The sequence below is a fragment of the Melaminivora jejuensis genome (assembly GCF_017811175.1).
In the GTDB taxonomy this organism is placed as follows: Bacteria; Pseudomonadota; Gammaproteobacteria; order Burkholderiales; family Burkholderiaceae_C; genus Melaminivora; species Melaminivora jejuensis.
In genome coordinates this window covers 1,248,416-1,265,273 of record NZ_JACWIJ010000002.1, presented here as the reverse complement: position 1 = coordinate 1,265,273, position 16,858 = coordinate 1,248,416, and the positions used below count along the sequence as shown (strand labels likewise).

General features: G+C 68.3%; 8 protein-coding genes and 1 pseudogene. 6 read left to right on the top strand and 3 right to left on the bottom strand.

From position 1 onward, the window contains the following. Positions 1–132 precede the first annotated feature (132 nt). The 4 genes and pseudogenes from aceE (at position 133) to IDM45_RS06085 (ending at position 7,559) form a co-directional block, all read left to right on the top strand. Positions 133–2,837: pseudogene (aceE, locus tag IDM45_RS06100) on the top strand (pyruvate dehydrogenase (acetyl-transferring), homodimeric type). Positions 2,838–2,854: 17 nt separating this feature from the next. Then, positions 2,855–4,678, top strand: coding sequence for a dihydrolipoyllysine-residue acetyltransferase (gene aceF, locus IDM45_RS06095; protein ID WP_209422055.1), 1,824 nt, complete (start codon positions 2,855–2,857; stop codon positions 4,676–4,678). A 28-nt stretch (positions 4,679–4,706) separates the two neighbouring features. Further along, the gene (gene lpdA / locus IDM45_RS06090) at positions 4,707–6,587 is read left to right on the top strand and encodes a dihydrolipoyl dehydrogenase (RefSeq protein WP_209422054.1); all 1,881 of its coding nucleotides are present in this window, start codon (positions 4,707–4,709) and stop codon (positions 6,585–6,587) included. 90 nt (positions 6,588–6,677) lie between these two features. Then, positions 6,678–7,559: an NAD(P)-dependent oxidoreductase gene (locus IDM45_RS06085; protein WP_209422053.1), complete on the top strand. Its 882-nt coding sequence runs from the start codon at positions 6,678–6,680 to the stop codon at positions 7,557–7,559. Between the two features lie 66 nt (positions 7,560–7,625). Here IDM45_RS06085 and IDM45_RS06080 read toward each other — a convergent pair whose 3' ends face one another. Further along, positions 7,626–9,455 carry a M14 family metallopeptidase gene (locus IDM45_RS06080; RefSeq protein WP_209422052.1) on the bottom strand — a complete coding sequence of 610 codons (1,830 nt, stop codon included), beginning with the start codon at positions 9,453–9,455 and terminating at the stop codon, positions 7,626–7,628. Positions 9,456–9,589: 134 nt separating this feature from the next. After that, on the bottom strand, positions 9,590–11,332 hold the full coding sequence (locus IDM45_RS06075; protein WP_209422051.1) for a DEAD/DEAH box helicase: 1,743 nt from the start codon (positions 11,330–11,332) through the stop codon (positions 9,590–9,592). Between the two features lie 276 nt (positions 11,333–11,608). Here IDM45_RS06075 and ettA point away from each other — a divergent pair, with 276 nt between their 5' ends. After that, on the top strand, positions 11,609–13,270 hold the full coding sequence (gene ettA / locus IDM45_RS06070) for an energy-dependent translational throttle protein EttA (RefSeq protein WP_209422050.1): 1,662 nt from the start codon (positions 11,609–11,611) through the stop codon (positions 13,268–13,270). A gap of 58 nt (positions 13,271–13,328) precedes the next feature. After that, a complete protein-coding gene (locus IDM45_RS06065) occupies positions 13,329–15,728 on the top strand; it encodes a DUF1631 family protein (RefSeq protein ID WP_209422049.1) in 2,400 nt (799 codons plus the stop codon). A gap of 70 nt (positions 15,729–15,798) precedes the next feature. On the opposite strand, the gene IDM45_RS06060 is transcribed toward IDM45_RS06065, so the two are convergent. After that, positions 15,799–16,830: a P1 family peptidase gene (locus IDM45_RS06060; RefSeq protein ID WP_209422048.1), complete on the bottom strand. Its 1,032-nt coding sequence runs from the start codon at positions 16,828–16,830 to the stop codon at positions 15,799–15,801. Positions 16,831–16,858 lie beyond the last annotated feature (28 nt).

Here is a 16,858-nt window from a genome sequence, read left to right as displayed (position 1 = left end):
AGAAATAATGTGCGGATGCAGCAAAATTTTGTATTAAGAAACACAAAGGCGCCATTTGGAACGCAATGAAACTGTGCGAAACTCAGCGTCAATATCCCCTTTTTGCAGCCATTGATCCAAAGGAGACTGGGCATGTCCGACCCGACCAAAAATCTGGCATTGACCGATACCGATCAGCAGGAAACCCGTGAGTGGCTGGACGCGCTGTCCGCCGTCATCGACCAGGGGGGGCCGAGCGCGCGCACTTTCTGATCGAGCAATTGCTGGAGCACGCCCGGCAAAACAGCATCGACCTGCCGTTTTCCGCCACCACCGGCTATGTCAACACCATAGAGCCTGAGCAGGAAGAGCGCTGCCCCGGCAACATCGCCATCGAAAAGCGCCTGCGCGCCTTCATGCGCTGGAACGCCATGGCCATGGTGGTGCGCGCCAACCGCCTGCACCCGCACGATGGCGGCGACCTGGGCGGGCACATCGGCTCGTTCGCCTCGCTGGCGTCCATGTGGGGCGCCGGCTTCAACCACTTCTGGCACGCCGAGAGCGAGAACCACGGCGGCGACTGCATCTACTTCCAGGGCCACAGCGCACCCGGCATCTATGCCCGCGCCTACCTGGAAGGGCGCATCACCGAGGAGCAGCTGGAGAACTTCCGCCAGGAAGTCGATGGCAAGGGCCTGTCGAGCTACCCGCACCCTAAGCTGATGCCGGGTTTCTGGCAGTTCCCCACGGTGTCCATGGGCCTGGGGCCGATGATGGCCATCTACCAGGCGCGCTTTCTCAAATACCTGCACGCGCGCGGCATTGCCGATACCGCCCGGCGCCGCGTCTGGGTGTTTCTGGGCGACGGCGAGATGGACGAGCCCGAGAGCAAGGGCGCCATCAGCCTGGCGGCGCGCGAGAACCTGGACAACCTGATCTTCGTCATCAACTGCAACCTGCAGCGCCTCGACGGCCCGGTGCGCGGCAACGGCAAGATCATCCAGGAGCTGGAGGGTGACTTCCGTGGCGCTGGCTGGCACGTCATCAAGCTGCTGTGGGGCAAGGGCTGGGACGAGCTGCTGCGCCGCGACAAGAGCGGCAAGCTCAAGCAACTCATGATGGAGACGCTGGACGGCGACTACCAGACCTACCGTGCCATGGACGGCGCCTACCTGCGCAAGCACTTCTTTGGCCGCTACCCCGAGACGGCAAAACTCGTCGAGCACATGACCGACGACGAGATCTGGGAGCTGCGCCGTGGCGGCCACGACCCGGAGAAGGTCTATGCCGCCTTCCACGCCGCCAATGCGCACCAGGGCGAGCCGACGGTGCTGCTGATCAAGACCGTCAAGGGCTACGGCATGGGCAAGGCCGGCGAGGCCAAGAACACCGTGCACCAGACCAAGAAGCTGGCCGACGAGGACATCCGCTACATCCGCGACCGCTTCAACATTCCGATTCCCGACAGCCAACTCGAAGAGCTGCCCTACTACAAGCCGGCTGACGACACGCCGGAGATGAAGTACCTGCACGAACGCCGCAAGGCCCTGGGCGGCTATCTGCCGCACCGCCGCGAGAAGGCCGACGAGAGCTTCACCGTGCCCTCGCTGGAGACCTTCAAGGCCGTGCTCGAACCCACGGCCGAGGGCCGCGAGATCAGCACCACCCAGGCCTACGTGCGCTTTCTCACGCAGCTGCTGCGCGACAAGGCGCTGGGCCCGCGCGTCGTGCCCATCCTGGTCGATGAGGCGCGCACCTTCGGCATGGAGGGGCTGTTCCGCCAGATCGGCATCTACAACCCCAAGGGCCAGCAGTACACGCCGGTCGATCGCGACCAGGTCATGTATTACAAGGAGGACAAGGCCGGGCAGATCCTGCAGGAGGGCATCAACGAGGCCGGTGGCATGTGCTCGTGGATCGCCGCGGCCACGTCGTACTCGACGAACAACCGGATCATGATCCCGTTCTACGTGTACTACTCCATGTTCGGCTTCCAGCGCTTTGGCGACTTCGCCTGGGCCGCCGGGGACATGCAGGCGCGCGGCTTCATCCTGGGCGGCACCAGCGGGCGCACCACGCTCAACGGCGAGGGCCTGCAGCACGAGGACGGCCACAGCCACATCCTGGCCAGCACCATCCCCAACTGCGTCAGCTACGACCCGACGTTCGCGCACGAGGTGGCGGTCATCATGCAGCACGGCCTCAAGCGCATGGTCGAGCGCCAGGAGAACGTGTACTACTACATCACGCTGCTCAACGAAAACTACGCCATGCCGGGCCTGCAGCCGGGCACGGAGGAGCAGATCCTCAAGGGCATGTACCTGTGCAGCCAGGCGCCCGCGCTGCCCGAGGGCGCGCCCGTGGTGCAGCTGCTGGGCAGCGGCTCCATCCTGCGCGAATCGCTGGCCGCGCAGCAACTGCTGCAAGACGACTGGGGCGTGGCCGCCCAGGTCTGGAGCTGCCCCAGCTTCACCGAGCTGGCGCGCGACGGCCAGGATGCCGAGCGCTGGAACCTGCTGCACCCGCTGGAGACGCCGCGCCAGTCCTTTGTCGGGCAGCAGCTGTCGCGCTCCGAAGGCCCGGTGGTGGCCTCGACCGACTACATGAAGGCCTTTGCCGAGCAGATCCGCCCGTTCATTCCCAAGGGCCGCAGCTACCAGGTGCTGGGCACGGACGGCTTTGGCCGCTCGGACTTCCGCTACAAGCTGCGCGAGCACTTCGAGATTAACCGCCACTACATCGTCGTGGCGGCCCTCAAGGCGCTGGCCGATGACGGCGTGCTGCCCGCCAGCCGCGCCGCCGAGGCCATTACCAAGTACGGCATCAAGGCCGACAAGATCAACCCGCTGCACGCCTGAAGAACCGGGAGGCTGACATGGCATTGGTAGATATCAAAGTCCCGGACATCGGGGATTTCGACGAAGTGGGCGTGATCGAGGTGCTGGTCGCCCCTGGCGACCGGGTGCGCGTCGAGCAGTCGCTCATCACCGTGGAATCGGACAAGGCGTCGATGGAGATCCCGTCGGTCCAGGCCGGCGTGGTGCGCGAGCTGAAGGTGCAGCTGGGTGACAAGGTCAAACAGGGTTCCGTGATCCTGACGCTGGAAGTCAGTGACGCCGGCAGTGATACAGATCCCCAGGAATCACAGGAAAAACCGGCTCAAATCCTTGCTGGGCAAGCGCAACAAGCTACTGAAAACGTAGCAAAACCGGATGCGGCAAGTGCGCCCGCGCCCGCCCAGGCCCCTGCGCCCCAGGCTGCCCCGGCTGCTGCCCCGGCCCAAGGTGCAGCGCCCGAGCTGCTGCAGGTGCATGTGCCCGACATCGGCGACTTCCGCGACGTGGCCGTGATCGAGATACTGGTCGCCGTGGGCGACACGGTGACGCTGGAGCAGTCGCTGTTCACCGTCGAGTCGGACAAGGCGTCCATGGAGATCCCCAGCTCCGCCGAGGGCGAGATCCGCGAGATCCGCGTGGCCATTGGCGACAAGCTCAACACGGGCGACCTGGTGGCCGTGGTCGAAGGCCGGCGCGAGCGCGGGCCCGAGCCGGCAGGCCAGGTGCAGTCGCCAGCGGTCTCGCCCGCCGCTCCGGCAGCGGCTGCAGCCACACCGGCACCTGCTCCTGCGCCCCAGCCTGCGCCCGCAGCGCAGGACTCGGCCAAGACCGCACAGCCGCCTGCGCCGTCCGCACCTGCCGCCGCACCGCACCAGCCGGGCAGCCCGGCGCCCGGCCTGCCGCACGCCAGCCCGTCGGTGCGCAAGTTCGCGCGCGAGCTGGGCGTGCCGCTGGCCGAGGTGCAGGGCAGCGGCCCCAAGGGCCGCATCACGCAGCAGGACGTGCAGGGCTTTACCCGTGCCGTCATGGCCGGCAGTGCGCAGACCCAAGCGCAGGCCCAGGCCCAGGCCCAGGCAGTCCGTGCTCCAGCGGCAGGCGCGCCGTCCAGCGGCGGTGGGCTCGATCTGCTGCCCTGGCCCAAGGTGGACTTCGCCAAGTTCGGCCCGGTGGAGCGCAAGGAGCTGACGCGCATCAAGAAGATCAGCGGCGCCAACCTGTCGCGCAACTGGGTCATGATTCCGCACGTCACCAACAACGACGAGGCCGACATCACCGACCTGGAGGCCTTCCGCGTGCAGACCAACCACGAGGGCGCCAAGGCCAAGAGCCCGGTCAAGGTGACCATGCTGGCCTTCGTTATCAAGGCCGTGGTGGCAGCGCTCAAGAAGTACCCCGAGTTCAATGCCAGCCTCGATGGCGATGCGCTGGTCTTCAAGCAGTACTTCCACATCGGCTTTGCCGCCGACACGCCCAACGGCCTGGTGGTGCCGGTGCTCAAGGACGCCGACAAGAAAGGCATCCTGCACATCAGCGAGGAAATGGGCGAGCTGGCGAAAAAAGCCCGCGACGGCAAGCTGGGCGTGGCCGACATGCAGGGCGGCTGCTTCACCATCTCGTCGCTGGGCGGCATCGGCGGCACGCACTTCACGCCCATCATCAACGCGCCCGAGGTGGCCATCCTGGGCCTGTCGCGCAGCAGCATGAAGCCCATCTGGAACGACGAGCGCGAGAAATTCGAGCCGCGCCTGATGCTGCCGCTGTCGCTGTCGTACGACCACCGCGTGATCGACGGCGCGGCTGCGGCGCGCTTCAACGCCTATCTGGGGCAGTTGCTGGCGGACTATCGCCGCATCGTGCTGTGATGGCGCTCAGGATGAAAGGAACAGCAACATGGCAGTGATCGACATTCAGGTGCCCGATATTGGCGACTTCGACTCCGTCGCGGTGATCGAAGTGCTGGTGCAGCCGGGCGATGCCATCGAGGCCGAGCAAAGCCTGGTCACGCTGGAGAGCGACAAGGCCTCGATGGAAATCCCGTCCAGCCATGCGGGCGTGGTCAAGGAGCTGAAGGTCAAGCTGGGCGACAAGGTCAAGCAGGGCAGCGTGCTGCTGACGCTGGAGGTGCAGGCCGCTGCGGGAGCACCCTCACCCCAGCCCTCTCCCGCCAGCGGGAGAGGGAGCGAAGATGCCGCCGCTGCGCCAGCGTCCGCCAGCGCCGCGCCCTCTGCTGCACCCGCCAGTGCCACTCCCTCTGCCGCAAGCGGGAAAGGCAGCGAGTACGGTGGTGCCGTTGACGTGGACTGCGAAGTCCTGGTGCTGGGCGGCGGCCCAGGCGGCTATAGCGCCGCCTTCCGCGCCGCCGACCTGGGCCTGAAAGTGGTGCTGGTCGAGCGCTACGCGAGCCTGGGCGGCGTGTGCCTGAACGTCGGCTGCATCCCCTCCAAGGCGCTGCTGCATGTGGCGGGCGTGATCAACGAAGCGCGCCACCTGGAGGCAGCCGGCGTGACCTTCGGCTCCATCCAGGTCAACCTGCCGACCTTGCGCGGCCACAAGGAAAAGGTCATCGCCAAGCTGACCGGGGGCCTGGCGCAGATGGCCAAGATGCGCAAAGTGACGGTGCTGCGCGGCTATGGCAGCTTCGTCGGCAGCCACCACCTGCAGGTCGAGGAGACCGCAGGCGAGGGTCAGGACAGGAGCGGCGGCAGGAAGGTCGTGCAGTTCCAGCGCGCCATCATCGCCGCCGGCAGCCAGGCCGTGCGCCTGCCCTTCATGCCCGACGATCCGCGCGTGGTGGACTCCACCGGCGCCCTGGCGCTGCAGACGGTGCCCAAGCGCATGTTGATCCTGGGCGGCGGCATCATCGGCCTGGAGATGGGCACGGTGTACTCCACGCTGGGCACACGCCTGGACGTGGTGGAGATGCTGGACGGCCTGATGCAGGGCGCTGACCGCGATCTGGTCAAGGTCTGGCAGAAGATGAACCAGCACCGCTTCGACCGCGTCATGCTGGACACCAAGACCGTGGGCGCCGAGGCCACGCCCGAGGGCATCAAGGTCAGCTTCGCTGCGACCAAGGAGGGCGCCGCCGCGCCTGAGCCGCAGACCTACGACCTGGTGCTGCAGGCCGTGGGCCGCTCGCCCAACGGCAAGAAGATCGGCGCCGAGGCCGCAGGCGTGGCCGTCACCGAGCGCGGCTTCATCGAAGTGGACGTGCAGATGCGCACCAACGCGGCGCACATCTTCGCCATCGGCGACATCGTGGGCCAGCCCATGCTGGCGCACAAGGCAGTGCATGAGGCACACGTGGCCGCCGAGGTCATCGCTGGCGAACTCAAGGGCGACGACAAGCTGTCCAAGGCAGCGTTTGACGCGCGCGTGATTCCCAGCGTTGCCTATACCGACCCGGAGATCGCCTGGGTCGGCCTGACCGAGGATCAGGCCAGGGCGCAGGGCATCAAGGTCAGGAAAGGCCTGTTCCCCTGGGCCGCCTCGGGCCGGGCGATCGCCAATGGGCGCGACGAGGGCTTCACCAAGCTGCTGTTCGACGACTCGCCCGAGGCCGGCGGCCACGGTCGCATCCTGGGCGGCGGCATCGTCGGCACGCACGCCGGCGACATGATCGGCGAGATCGCTCTGGCCATCGAGATGGGCGCCGACAGCGTGGACATCGGCAAGACCATCCACCCGCACCCCACGCTGGGCGAGAGCATAGGCATGGCGGCGGAGGCGGCGCACGGCGCGTGTACCGACCTGCCGCCACAGCGCAGATAATGTGAGTAAGCTATTGAAAAGATAGCTGGCCGCGCTTGCTCCAAAAGGGCTGCGCGGCTTTTTCGCCATGGAACCAAAGAAAGGCTGAGTATGGACGTACCCCACATCGCCCTGATCGGCGTCGGCCTGATGGGCCATGGCATTGCCTTCAATCTGGCCAGCAAGGGCTGCCCGCTGACCGTGCTGGAGCACCCCGGCAACCAGCCGCTCGATGAGTTGCGGGCGCTGGGCGTGGCCACGGCAGCCGGTGTGCAGCCGCTGGCCCGCCAGTGCGACGTGCTGATCCTGTGTGTCACCGGCTCGCCCCAGGTCGAGGCGGTGTTGCTGGGCGAGGGCGGCGCATTGGCGGCGCTGCGCCCGGGCGCAGTGGTCATCGACTGCTCCACGGCCATCCCCGCCTCCACCGAGCGCGTGGCGGCGGCCTGCCGGAGCGCCGGGGTGGATTTTCTGGATGCGCCCATGACGCGCACGCCGCGCGAGGCGCGCGCCGGGCGGCTGAACCTGCTGGTCGGCGGCGAGGCGACCGTGCTGGCGCGCTGCCGGCCCATCTTGGAGCGCTTTGCCGAGAACATCATCCACACCGGCGCCGTGGGCAGCGGCCACCGCATGAAGCTGCTGCACAACTACGTCTCGCTGGGCAGCGTGGCCTTGATTGCCGAGGCTGCTGCCTGTGCGCAGGGGGCCGGGGTGGCGCCCGAGGTCTTTGTGGATGTGCTGGCTCAGGGCGGCGGTGCCGGCGTGGCGCTGGAGCGCCTGCGCCCCTATCTGCTGGCGCAGGATGCGTCGGCGCTGCGCTTCGCTCTGGGCAACGCCCTCAAGGATATGGGCTATTACACGACCATGGCCGGCGACAGCCGGGCCGCGTGCCAGATCGCCCAGGCCGTGCAAGACACTTTCGCCAGCGCTGTCAGCCAGGCCGGGGCGGATGCCCCGGTGCCCGAGTTGGTGCGGTTGCTGGCACGCAAAGATTGAGTGTGATTGGGAATCAAAACAGGCTCAAACCCTTGCTGGACAAGCGCTGTCAGCTATCTTTTTTGATTAATCCATTTCCTCGAAGATCAACGACGGGTTGCCCATGATGCGTGCCGTGTCCGATAGCTGGTTGAGCACGCCCAGGCTCAGGTAGCCGGCATCGGTGTCAGGCTCCAGGGCGGCCACGGCTAGATTGCCCAGGGGCTGGCCCAGGGGCACGTAATAGCTGGAGGCTGGCACGTCCATCAGGTTGCGGCGCAGCGTCACCTGCAACTGGCTGCCCCGGCCCGGGCCGCTTGGCTCGTACTGGTCGGCCAGCACGGCGCCAGCCTCGGCCACGCGCAGCACCTGCAGGCCCAACATGCGCAGCCGCTCGACGGCGGCGCCGGCGTGCGGCGCCAGCCAGTAGCCGCACGGGCGCGCCCGGCTCAGCAGGGGGCGCAGTTGCTGGGGCGAATCGGCTTGCAGATGCAGCGGGCGCTCCTGCGCGCTGGCCGGATCGAGCACCAGTAACTCGCGCTGCAGCGGCGTGCCCTGGGCGCGCACCGTCATCTGGCCACGGCAGGCCTGCGAGGCCGCCTCGCGCACGTCGTATGAGCGTACCGACTCCAGATCGCCGGCGCGGGCGATGGTGCTGCGCAGCACGCTGGTCAGCGCTGCGACCTGGGTGTGAACGCGCCGCTGCAGGTGCTGGCGATCCAGGTCGCTGCCCCGGCTGGCGATCATCAGGCTGACGGCGTTCTTCAGGCCGTTGACGTTGCGCGCGCTGTCGGCTTCGATGCCGCCCAAGTCCAGCCGTGGAACGGCGCTGTGTCCAGCTGCGTGGTACCAGTCCTGTGTCAGCCCGGCAGTGCCGAGGGCGCGCGCCATGGGCTGTTCATACCATTCGCGCGCGGCCCGGGCCATGAATTCCGGCTGGTTGGGCACGGTGGCATGGGCATACATCAGGTCGGGCCGGAGCAGGGCGTCGAACTGCTCGAAAAACGGCCCGGCCACGGCGTACTCGTGGGCATCGACGATGGCGATGGGCCGGTAGTTGCGCACCAGCCGGGCCAGGGCCTGGGCCTCGGGCGAGCGCAGCGCCAGATGGTCGCGGTTGAGGTCGCTGCCATCGGCCAGCAGGCGCTGGCCGGCCTCGGCGCCATCGGGGTTGGCACGCGGCACGATGACGACGTTGAGGGCGTCCAGCATGGGCTCCAGCAGACCGCCCGGGGCCAGCTCGCGCGCCAGCACCAGCAGGGCCTCGGCGCTGGCCGGCTCGTCGCCGTGCTGCTGGCCAAGCAGCAGCACCGTGGGACGCTGGCTGGCGTCCAGAGCGGCGGCATCGGTGCCGGCGGCGCGCGTCAGCACCAGGGCCTGCAGTGGCGTGCCGCGCTGCGAGCGGCCAAAGTCCAGCACCTGCACATGCGTGGCGCTGCCGCGCGCGCCGGCCAGCTGGCGCAGCCATTGGCCTAGTTCGGCATTGGTGGTGAAGGCGCGCCGTCCTGCGGCCAGGCCGGGCGTTTCGTAGCGCACCGAGGGGTCGGCATAGCGCGCATCCAGGGCGGCCTGGACGGCAGACACCCGGGGCGTTGCCGGCTCGGCAACAGGCGGCGGCTGCCCAGCGTCTGTTGCGCCCAGCGGCGTGACCGTGACGCCATCCTCGTCCTGGGTCACCGGTGCGCCCTGGGGCTGCGGCATGGCCGGCTGGCTGCCCAGCGGCCTGGGTACCACCCGCCCTGGCTGTGCGCCCGGGGCGCCGGATGACTGGGCCGGCCAGGGTGGCAGGGGCGTGCTGGAGCAGGCAGCCAGCAGCAGCGCTGCCAGCGGCGGCAGCAGGCGGGTGGCCAGGACGGGCAGACCGGAGGCAGTCCTGGCGGCACGGGCACTATGGGGGTGAGTGGAGCGGATCGGCATGGCGTGCAAGCATGAATGGGGTTGCCGGCGATGGTAGTCGGCATCACGGCATTGCCTTTGAAAGACAAAAGCCCGGCAGATGCCGGGCTGGTGCTTCAAGGCTGCGTCAACGGATCGTGGGCGCTAGTCCTGCTTCAACGGCCATAGCCGCCGCCACGTGGGCCGCGCGAGCCGCCACCGCCGCTGCGAAAGCCGCCGCCCCGGCGGCCACTGCCGGCCATCATGTCCACATTGGTGCGCATGGGGTCGGGCTGGCCGCCGCCGCCCATGCGGCGTGGCATCAGCGAGTGGCCGGTCTGCGTCAGCAGGTGGGCGTTCTCGCTGCGCGGCTGGCTGTCGTCGTGGTGGCGCTGGCCGCCACCGCCGCCCATGCCGCCGCTGCGCCGGCGGGCATTGCCACCGCTGGGCTGCTGCTGTTGCTGCTGGCTGCGCCCGCCACTGCTGCGGCTGCCGTGGCCGGCGCCCGGCCCTTGCGCGGCCTTAGTGCTCCTGCCGCGCCGGCTGCCGTCCTCGGCGCCCTCGCGGCGAGGCTGCTCGTCGCTGCCATTGCCGCCCTGGCGACCGCGCTGGCCACCGCCGCCGCCCTGCGCTGCCTTGTTGCTGCGGATGCGCTCCATCATCTCCTGGCGCGCGGCCTTGGCAGCAGCCTGCATGACTTCGCGGCTGGGCGGCCGGCCGGCGCCGCCCCAGATGGTCTGGCGGCCCATGGCAATGGGCTCGGCCTGCTCGCCCTCATCGGGGCCGAAGCCGTCGATGAGCTGCACCGGGATCTCCTGCTTGGTGAAGCGCTCGATCTCCATCATGAAGCCTTCCTCGTCCATGCACACCAGGCTCACGGCATGGCCCTCGCGCCCGGCGCGACCGGTGCGGCCGATGCGGTGTACGTAGTCCTCGGGCACGTTGGGGATCTCGTAGTTGACGACGTGCGGCAGGTCGTCGATGTCGATGCCGCGCGCGGCGATGTCGGTGGCCACCAGGGCGCGGATCTGGCCGGTCTTGAAGCCTTCCAGCGCCTGGGTGCGGGCGCTCTGGCTCTTGTTGCCGTGCAGCGCCATGGCCGTCACGCCGTTCTTGGTCAGGTAGTCGGCCACGTTGTTGGCGCCGAACTTGGTGCGCGTGAACACCAGCACCTGGCTCCAGTCGTGCTGCTGGATGATGTGCAGCAGCACCTGCTTTTTCTTGGCGCGGCCCACCGGGTGGATGACCTGGCTGATGCGCTGCACCGTGGTGTTGCGCGGGGTGACCTGGATGCTTTGCGGGTTCTTCAGCAGGCCGTTCGCCAGCTCGCGGATCTCGTCGCTGAAGGTGGCAGAAAACAGCAGGCTCTGCTTGGAGGCAGGCAACAGGGCCAGCACCTTCTTCACGTCGTGGATGAAGCCCATGTCCAGCATCCGGTCGGCTTCGTCCAGCACCAGGATTTCGACCGTGGACAAGTCCAGGAAGCCCTGCTGCTGCAGGTCGAGCAGGCGGCCCGGCGTGGCCACCAGGATGTCCACGCCGCGCTTGATGCGCTCGATCTGCGGGTTCATGCCCACGCCGCCGAAGATGACGGTGGACTTGATGTCCAGGTGCTTGGCGTAGGCGCGCACGGATTCTTCGACCTGGGCGGCCAGTTCGCGCGTGGGCGTCAACACCAGGGCGCGCACGCCGCGGTTGCCGAAGCGGCTGGTGGCTGGCTGGCCTTCGCTCAGGCGCTGCAGCATGGGCAGGGTGAAGGCGGCAGTCTTGCCGGTGCCGGTCTGGGCGCCGGCCAGCAGGTCATGGCCGGCGAGCACGGCGGGGATGGCCTGGGCCTGGATGGGAGTGGGGCTGTCATAGCCCTGTTCCTGCACGGCGCTCAAGATGGCCGGTGCGAGATTCAGTTCTTCAAATGTCATGGATATTGGCTGCGCCCGTCCTGGGCGCCGGGTTCCGATCCGTCGCCGGCAAAACAGCGGTTGCCGGACCAGTGCCTGAGGAATCGGAGATTGCAAGAGCGGGAGCCTGGATGAGCGGTGCATCCTTCGTCCCCAGCTTGACTGCTGCTGTCAGGGTGACTGGAGTGCCTGACAGCCGCAATTGTCGCATGGGTCGATAATCACGGGTTGCGCGCGCCATGTCTGGCGCCACTTTTTTGCTATTTTTTTCAAATCAACCCCCGGAAGCGACGCCCCATGGCCCAGTACGTTTTTTCGATGAACCGCGTCAGCAAGACCGTGCCCCCGAAGCGGCAGATCTTGAAGGACATCTCGCTGTCGTTCTTCCCCGGCGCCAAGATCGGCGTGCTGGGCCTGAACGGCTCGGGCAAGTCGTCGCTGCTCAAGATCATGGCCGGCGTGGACAAGGAATTCGAGGGCGAGGCCATCCCCATGCCTGGCCTGTCCATTGGCTACTTGCCGCAGGAGCCGCAACTCGACCCCAGCCGCACCGTGCGCGAGGAGGTCGAGGACGCCATGGCCGAGGTCAACGCCGCGCGCCAGCGTCTCGATGAGGTCTATGCCGCCTATGCCGAAGAGGACGCCGACTTCGACGCCCTGGCCGCCGAGCAGGGCAAGCTCGAAGCCATCATCGCCGCCGCCGGCACGGATTCGGAGCACCAGCTGGAGATTGCCGCCGATGCCCTGCGCCTGCCGCCCTGGGATGCCGTGATCGGCAATCTGTCGGGTGGCGAGAAGCGCCGCGTGGCGCTGTGCAAGCTGCTGCTGTCCAAGCCCGACATGCTGCTGCTCGACGAGCCGACCAACCACCTGGATGCCGAATCCGTCGAGTGGCTGGAGCAGTTCCTGCACCGCTTCACCGGCACCGTGGTGGCCATCACCCACGACCGCTATTTCCTGGACAACGTGGCCGAGTGGATTCTGGAGCTCGACCGTGGTCACGGCATCCCCTACAAGGGCAACTACTCCGAGTGGCTGATCCAGAAGCAAAACCGCCTGGAGGCCGAGCAAAAGGGCGAGGAAGCGCGCGCCAAGGCCCTGAAAAAAGAGCTGGAGTGGGTGCGCCAGAACGCCAAGGGCCGCCAGTCCAAGTCCAAGGCGCGCATCGCCCGCTTCGAGGAGCTGAGCGACTACGAATACCAGCGCCGCAACGAGACGCAGGAGATCTTCATCCCCGTGGCCGAGCGCCTGGGCACGCAGGTCATCGAGTTCAAGGGCGTCTCCAAGAGCTTCGGCGACCGGGTGCTGATCGACAACCTGAGCATGAACATCCCGGCGGGCGCCATCGTCGGCATCATCGGCCCCAACGGCGCCGGCAAGTCCACGCTGTTCAAGCTGATCGCCGGACGCGAGCAGCCCGATTCCGGCGAAGTCGTCGTCGGCCAGACCGTCAAGATGGCCTATGTCGACCAGTCGCGCGATGCGCTGGCCAACGACAAGACGGTGTGGGAGGACATCTCGGGCGGGCTGGACATCATCAACGTCGGCAAGTTCCAGATGGCCAGCCGGGCCTACGCCGGGCGTTTCAACTTCAACGGCCAGGATCAGCAAAAGAAAGTCGGCAACCTCTCGGGCGGCGAGCGCGGGCGGCTGCACCTGGCCAAGACGCTGATCCAGGGCGGCAACGTGCTGCTGCTGGACGAGCCCTCCAACGACCTGGACGTGGAAACCCTGCGCGCGCTGGAAGATGCACTGCTGGAATATGCCGGCACGGTGCTGGTCATCAGCCACGACCGCTGGTTCCTGGATCGCATCGCCACGCACATCCTGGCCGCCGAGGGCGATAGCCAGTGGGTCTATTTCGACGGCAACTACCAGGAGTACGAGGCCGACAAGAAAAAGCGCCTGGGCGAGGAGGGCGCGGCGCCCAAGCGTATGCGCTACAAGGCCCTCAAGTGATTACCCTGCGGTAGTAGTATCGGGCGCAACTGTCGCCCTGCCTCTTTTTCCACGAGTCATGCCCCTGCCAGCGTCTCGCGCCAGAACGGTTTTCCGCGCATGTGTCGTCAATGCCATCCGTGAGGGTGAGACGCTGATGCAGCAACTCGTGGGCGCTGCCAAGGCGGCGCTGGCCGAGCAGGAGTCCAGCAGCCGTGATCTCGTCCAGCGCGATCTGGCCGCGCAGGCTCTGCGTCTGCTGGGCCAGCACGAAGCGCAACTGGCGCGCGCCTATCCGCTGGCATTGCTGGAGGCTTTTGCCGATGGGCCGGCTCAGCCACAGCAGTCGGGCCAGCCCCAGACGCAACCGCAGGCTGGCCCCGGCCAGGACAGCGGCATCGACTTTGGCGAGCTGTCCCTGGTGGATGAGGCCGATGTGCTGGCGCAACTGGAGCTGGCGCGTGCCCAGCAGGCCGCCATCCACGCCACCGAGGCGGCGCTGTCGGAACTCAATGCACTGGTCAGCTCGGCCCAGGGCCTGACCAGCGTGCAGCCCGAGCGCAATCCGCTGCGCCCGGAAAACTACATCCGCGCCCTGCAGCAGGTCATTGCCGAGCTGGGCGTGGCCGCCGAAGTGCGGCAGCTGTGGATGACGCACATGCGCGACCTGCTCGGGCAGCAGCTTGTCGGAGCCTACCAGCGTGCCGCCCGGCAATTGCGCGAGCAGGGCGTCGAGCCAGTGGGCTATGCCGTGGCCGCCATCGCCGGCGCCGTGCGCTTCGTCGGCGGCGCAGCCCTGCCGGCCACCAGTAGCTTTGCCGGGATGGAAACGGCAGCGCACACCCTGGCCTCGGGGCTGGGCAGTCATTACGGCGCTCCGGTTACCGGAGCCTCTGCCTGGGGCGGCATGTCCAGTGGGGCGCCACTGGACATGCATACGCAGGAGGCACTGCTCACCGTAGGGTTGCTGCAGCAGATGCTGGCCACGGGGGGCGACCCCCATGCCTGGTCAGGCTCGACGGCTGCGGCACCCATCCAGAGCCATCCAGGGCAGCCGGGCGGCCAGGTGCAGCAGGACGCGGCGGAGGCCATGCAGGATCTGGCGCAGCTCGAACAGCTCGTCGGGCGCCTGGCGGGCAGCGGAGTCAGTGCGCACGGCCAGGCGGCAGTCTCGCGGTCGGCGGCCCTGCCGGCGGCACCAGGCGCCGAGCTGGATGCTGCCGCTGGCGTGGTCAGCCGCATGATGGACAACATCGCGCTGGACTCGCGGCTGCTGCCTGCGATGCAGCGCGCCGTGCAGGAGCTGGCGCCGGCGCTGCGGCAGCTGGTGCGCCACGACACTGGCTTTTTCTCCGACGAGCAGCACCCGGCGCGGCGCCTGCTCGATGAGCTGACGCAGCGCAGCCTGGCCTTCCAGTCCGAGGATGAGCCGGGCTTCAGCCGCTTCATGCGGTTGGTGGATGAAGCCGTGCTGTATCTGGCCGGTGCCAGCATCGAGAGCGCCAAACCCTTCGAGCGGGTGCTGCGCGCGCTGGACAAGGCCTGGGAAACCCAGGAGCGCCGCCAGCGCGAGTACCAGGAGCAGCGCCAGCGCGCACGGCAGCAGCGTGAGCGCCGCGCCCTGCTGGCCGAGCGGGCAGCGGCAGATTTCCGCCGCCTGCCGGCGGCGTCCAGGGCCTTTCCGGAAATGCTGGCCTTCGTCACCGGCCCGTGGGCGCAGGTGGTGGCGCTGGCGCAGGGCGAGGGCGACACGGATGCCGCGCAGGACTACGTGCAGCTGGTGCCGGTATTGCTGGCCATGGGCGGGCCTGCGCCTGCCGACGCGGACGCCACGGCGCTGGTCTCTGCCATCGGCCAGGCGCTGCCGCTGCTGGAGCGCGGGCTGGGCAGCATCGCCCATCCGGCAGACTCGACGGCGCAAATCATGCAGCTGCTGCGCGATTGGCAGACGCGGCTGCAAACGCGGCTGCACGAGCGCGCCCAGGCGGCGCAGGAGCTGCCGCCGCCAACGGAACAACAGCTGTCGGAGCCGGAAGTGGAGCCGGAAGCGGAGCCGCTGGTGGTGTCGCCGATGGAGTTGCCAATGGAGCCAGCGCCGGCACCTGTGACAGCCCAGATGCGGGGCGAAGCCGTGCCAGCCGTGCCAGCCGAGTCGCCCACCGAGCAGATGCCGGAAGCGATCCCCATGCCAGCCCCTGCCGTGCCAGACCCTGTGCCCACCGCCCCGGCGGAGGCACACCCTGAGCCAGCCGCGCAGCCGGCGGCAGCTCGGCAACCGGCTGCGCTGGAGCTGAGCCTGGGCCTGTGGTTCGAGATCGGCAGCCCGCAAGCGGGCGTGCGGCGCCAGCTCACCTGGACTAGCCCGAACCGCACGCTGTTCCTGTTCACCAGCGCCGATGGCAGCACCCAGTCCATGACCCGGCGCATGATCGACCGCCTGGCTGCCGAAGGCAGATTCCGCGCCTTGCCGGCAGGGTGAGCGCCTGGCGAACGGTTGTGCGATGAGCGTTGTGCGTTTTGCGTGAACATTCCGCACAGCGCACAACGCCTCAAACAGGCAGATCGCCGTGCGCCGGTAGCTCCAGGCCACCTTCCAGCACCAGCCCGCGCGCTGCCAGCACGGCGCAGACGGTGGCCCGAGCCACGGCTTCGGCGGCCATTGTGGCCAGCACCATCATGCCGGGGTGCTGCGCGGCCTGGCCGGTGGCCAGGGCGAACAGCGTGTCGCCGTCGCTCATGGTGTGTACCGGGTTGATGCTGCGCGCCAGCCCATCGTGGCCGGCCATGGCCAGGCGCTGTGCCTGCACCTTGCTCAGCCGAGCATCGGTGGCGATCACGCCGATGGTGGTGTTGCTGCCGGCCAGCAGCGGGTGCGGCGGCTCGCCCGCCAGCAGCGCGCGGCGCGTGTCCCGCAGGCTGCGGCCATCGGCGGTGCGTGCGCCGGCCAGGGGCAGGCCGGTTTCGGGATCGACCACATCGCCCACGGCATTGCAGGCGATGAGCGCGCCCACCGTCACCCCGGCCACGCGCACACTGGCGCTGCCGATGCCGCCCATCATCGCGTGTTCCATGCCGAACATCTTGCCGACCACTGCGCCAGCGCCGGCGCCCACGTTGCCCTGTGCCGGTGCCTGCGCGCTGGCGGCGGCGCAGGCGGCGTAGCCGGCGGCGGCATCGGGGCGGATGCGCGCGTCGCCCACCGGCAGGTCGAACAGCACGGCCGCCGGCACTAGTGGCAGCCGGGCCACGCCCACATCCAGGCCGACGCCTTGCTCTTCGAGCCAGCGCACGGCGCCGCTGGCCGCGTCCAGGCCGAAGGCACTGCCGCCGGCCAGCATGATGGCGTGGACTTCGCTGACCAGGTTTTCCGGCGCCAGCAGGTCGGTCTCGCGCGTGCCGGGCGCTGCGCCGCGCACGTCCACCCCGGCCACGGCCCCGGCGCGGGCCAGGATCACGCTGCAGCCGGTGGGCCGGCGCGAGTCGGTGAAATGCCCGACCTCGATGCCGGGAACGTCGGTGATGGCGCCCTGGGGCGGGCGCGATGGGTCTTGGCCCTGGGCCTGGTCTTGGGTGTGCTGCATGGCCCGGCATTATGGAAGGCCGGGCCAA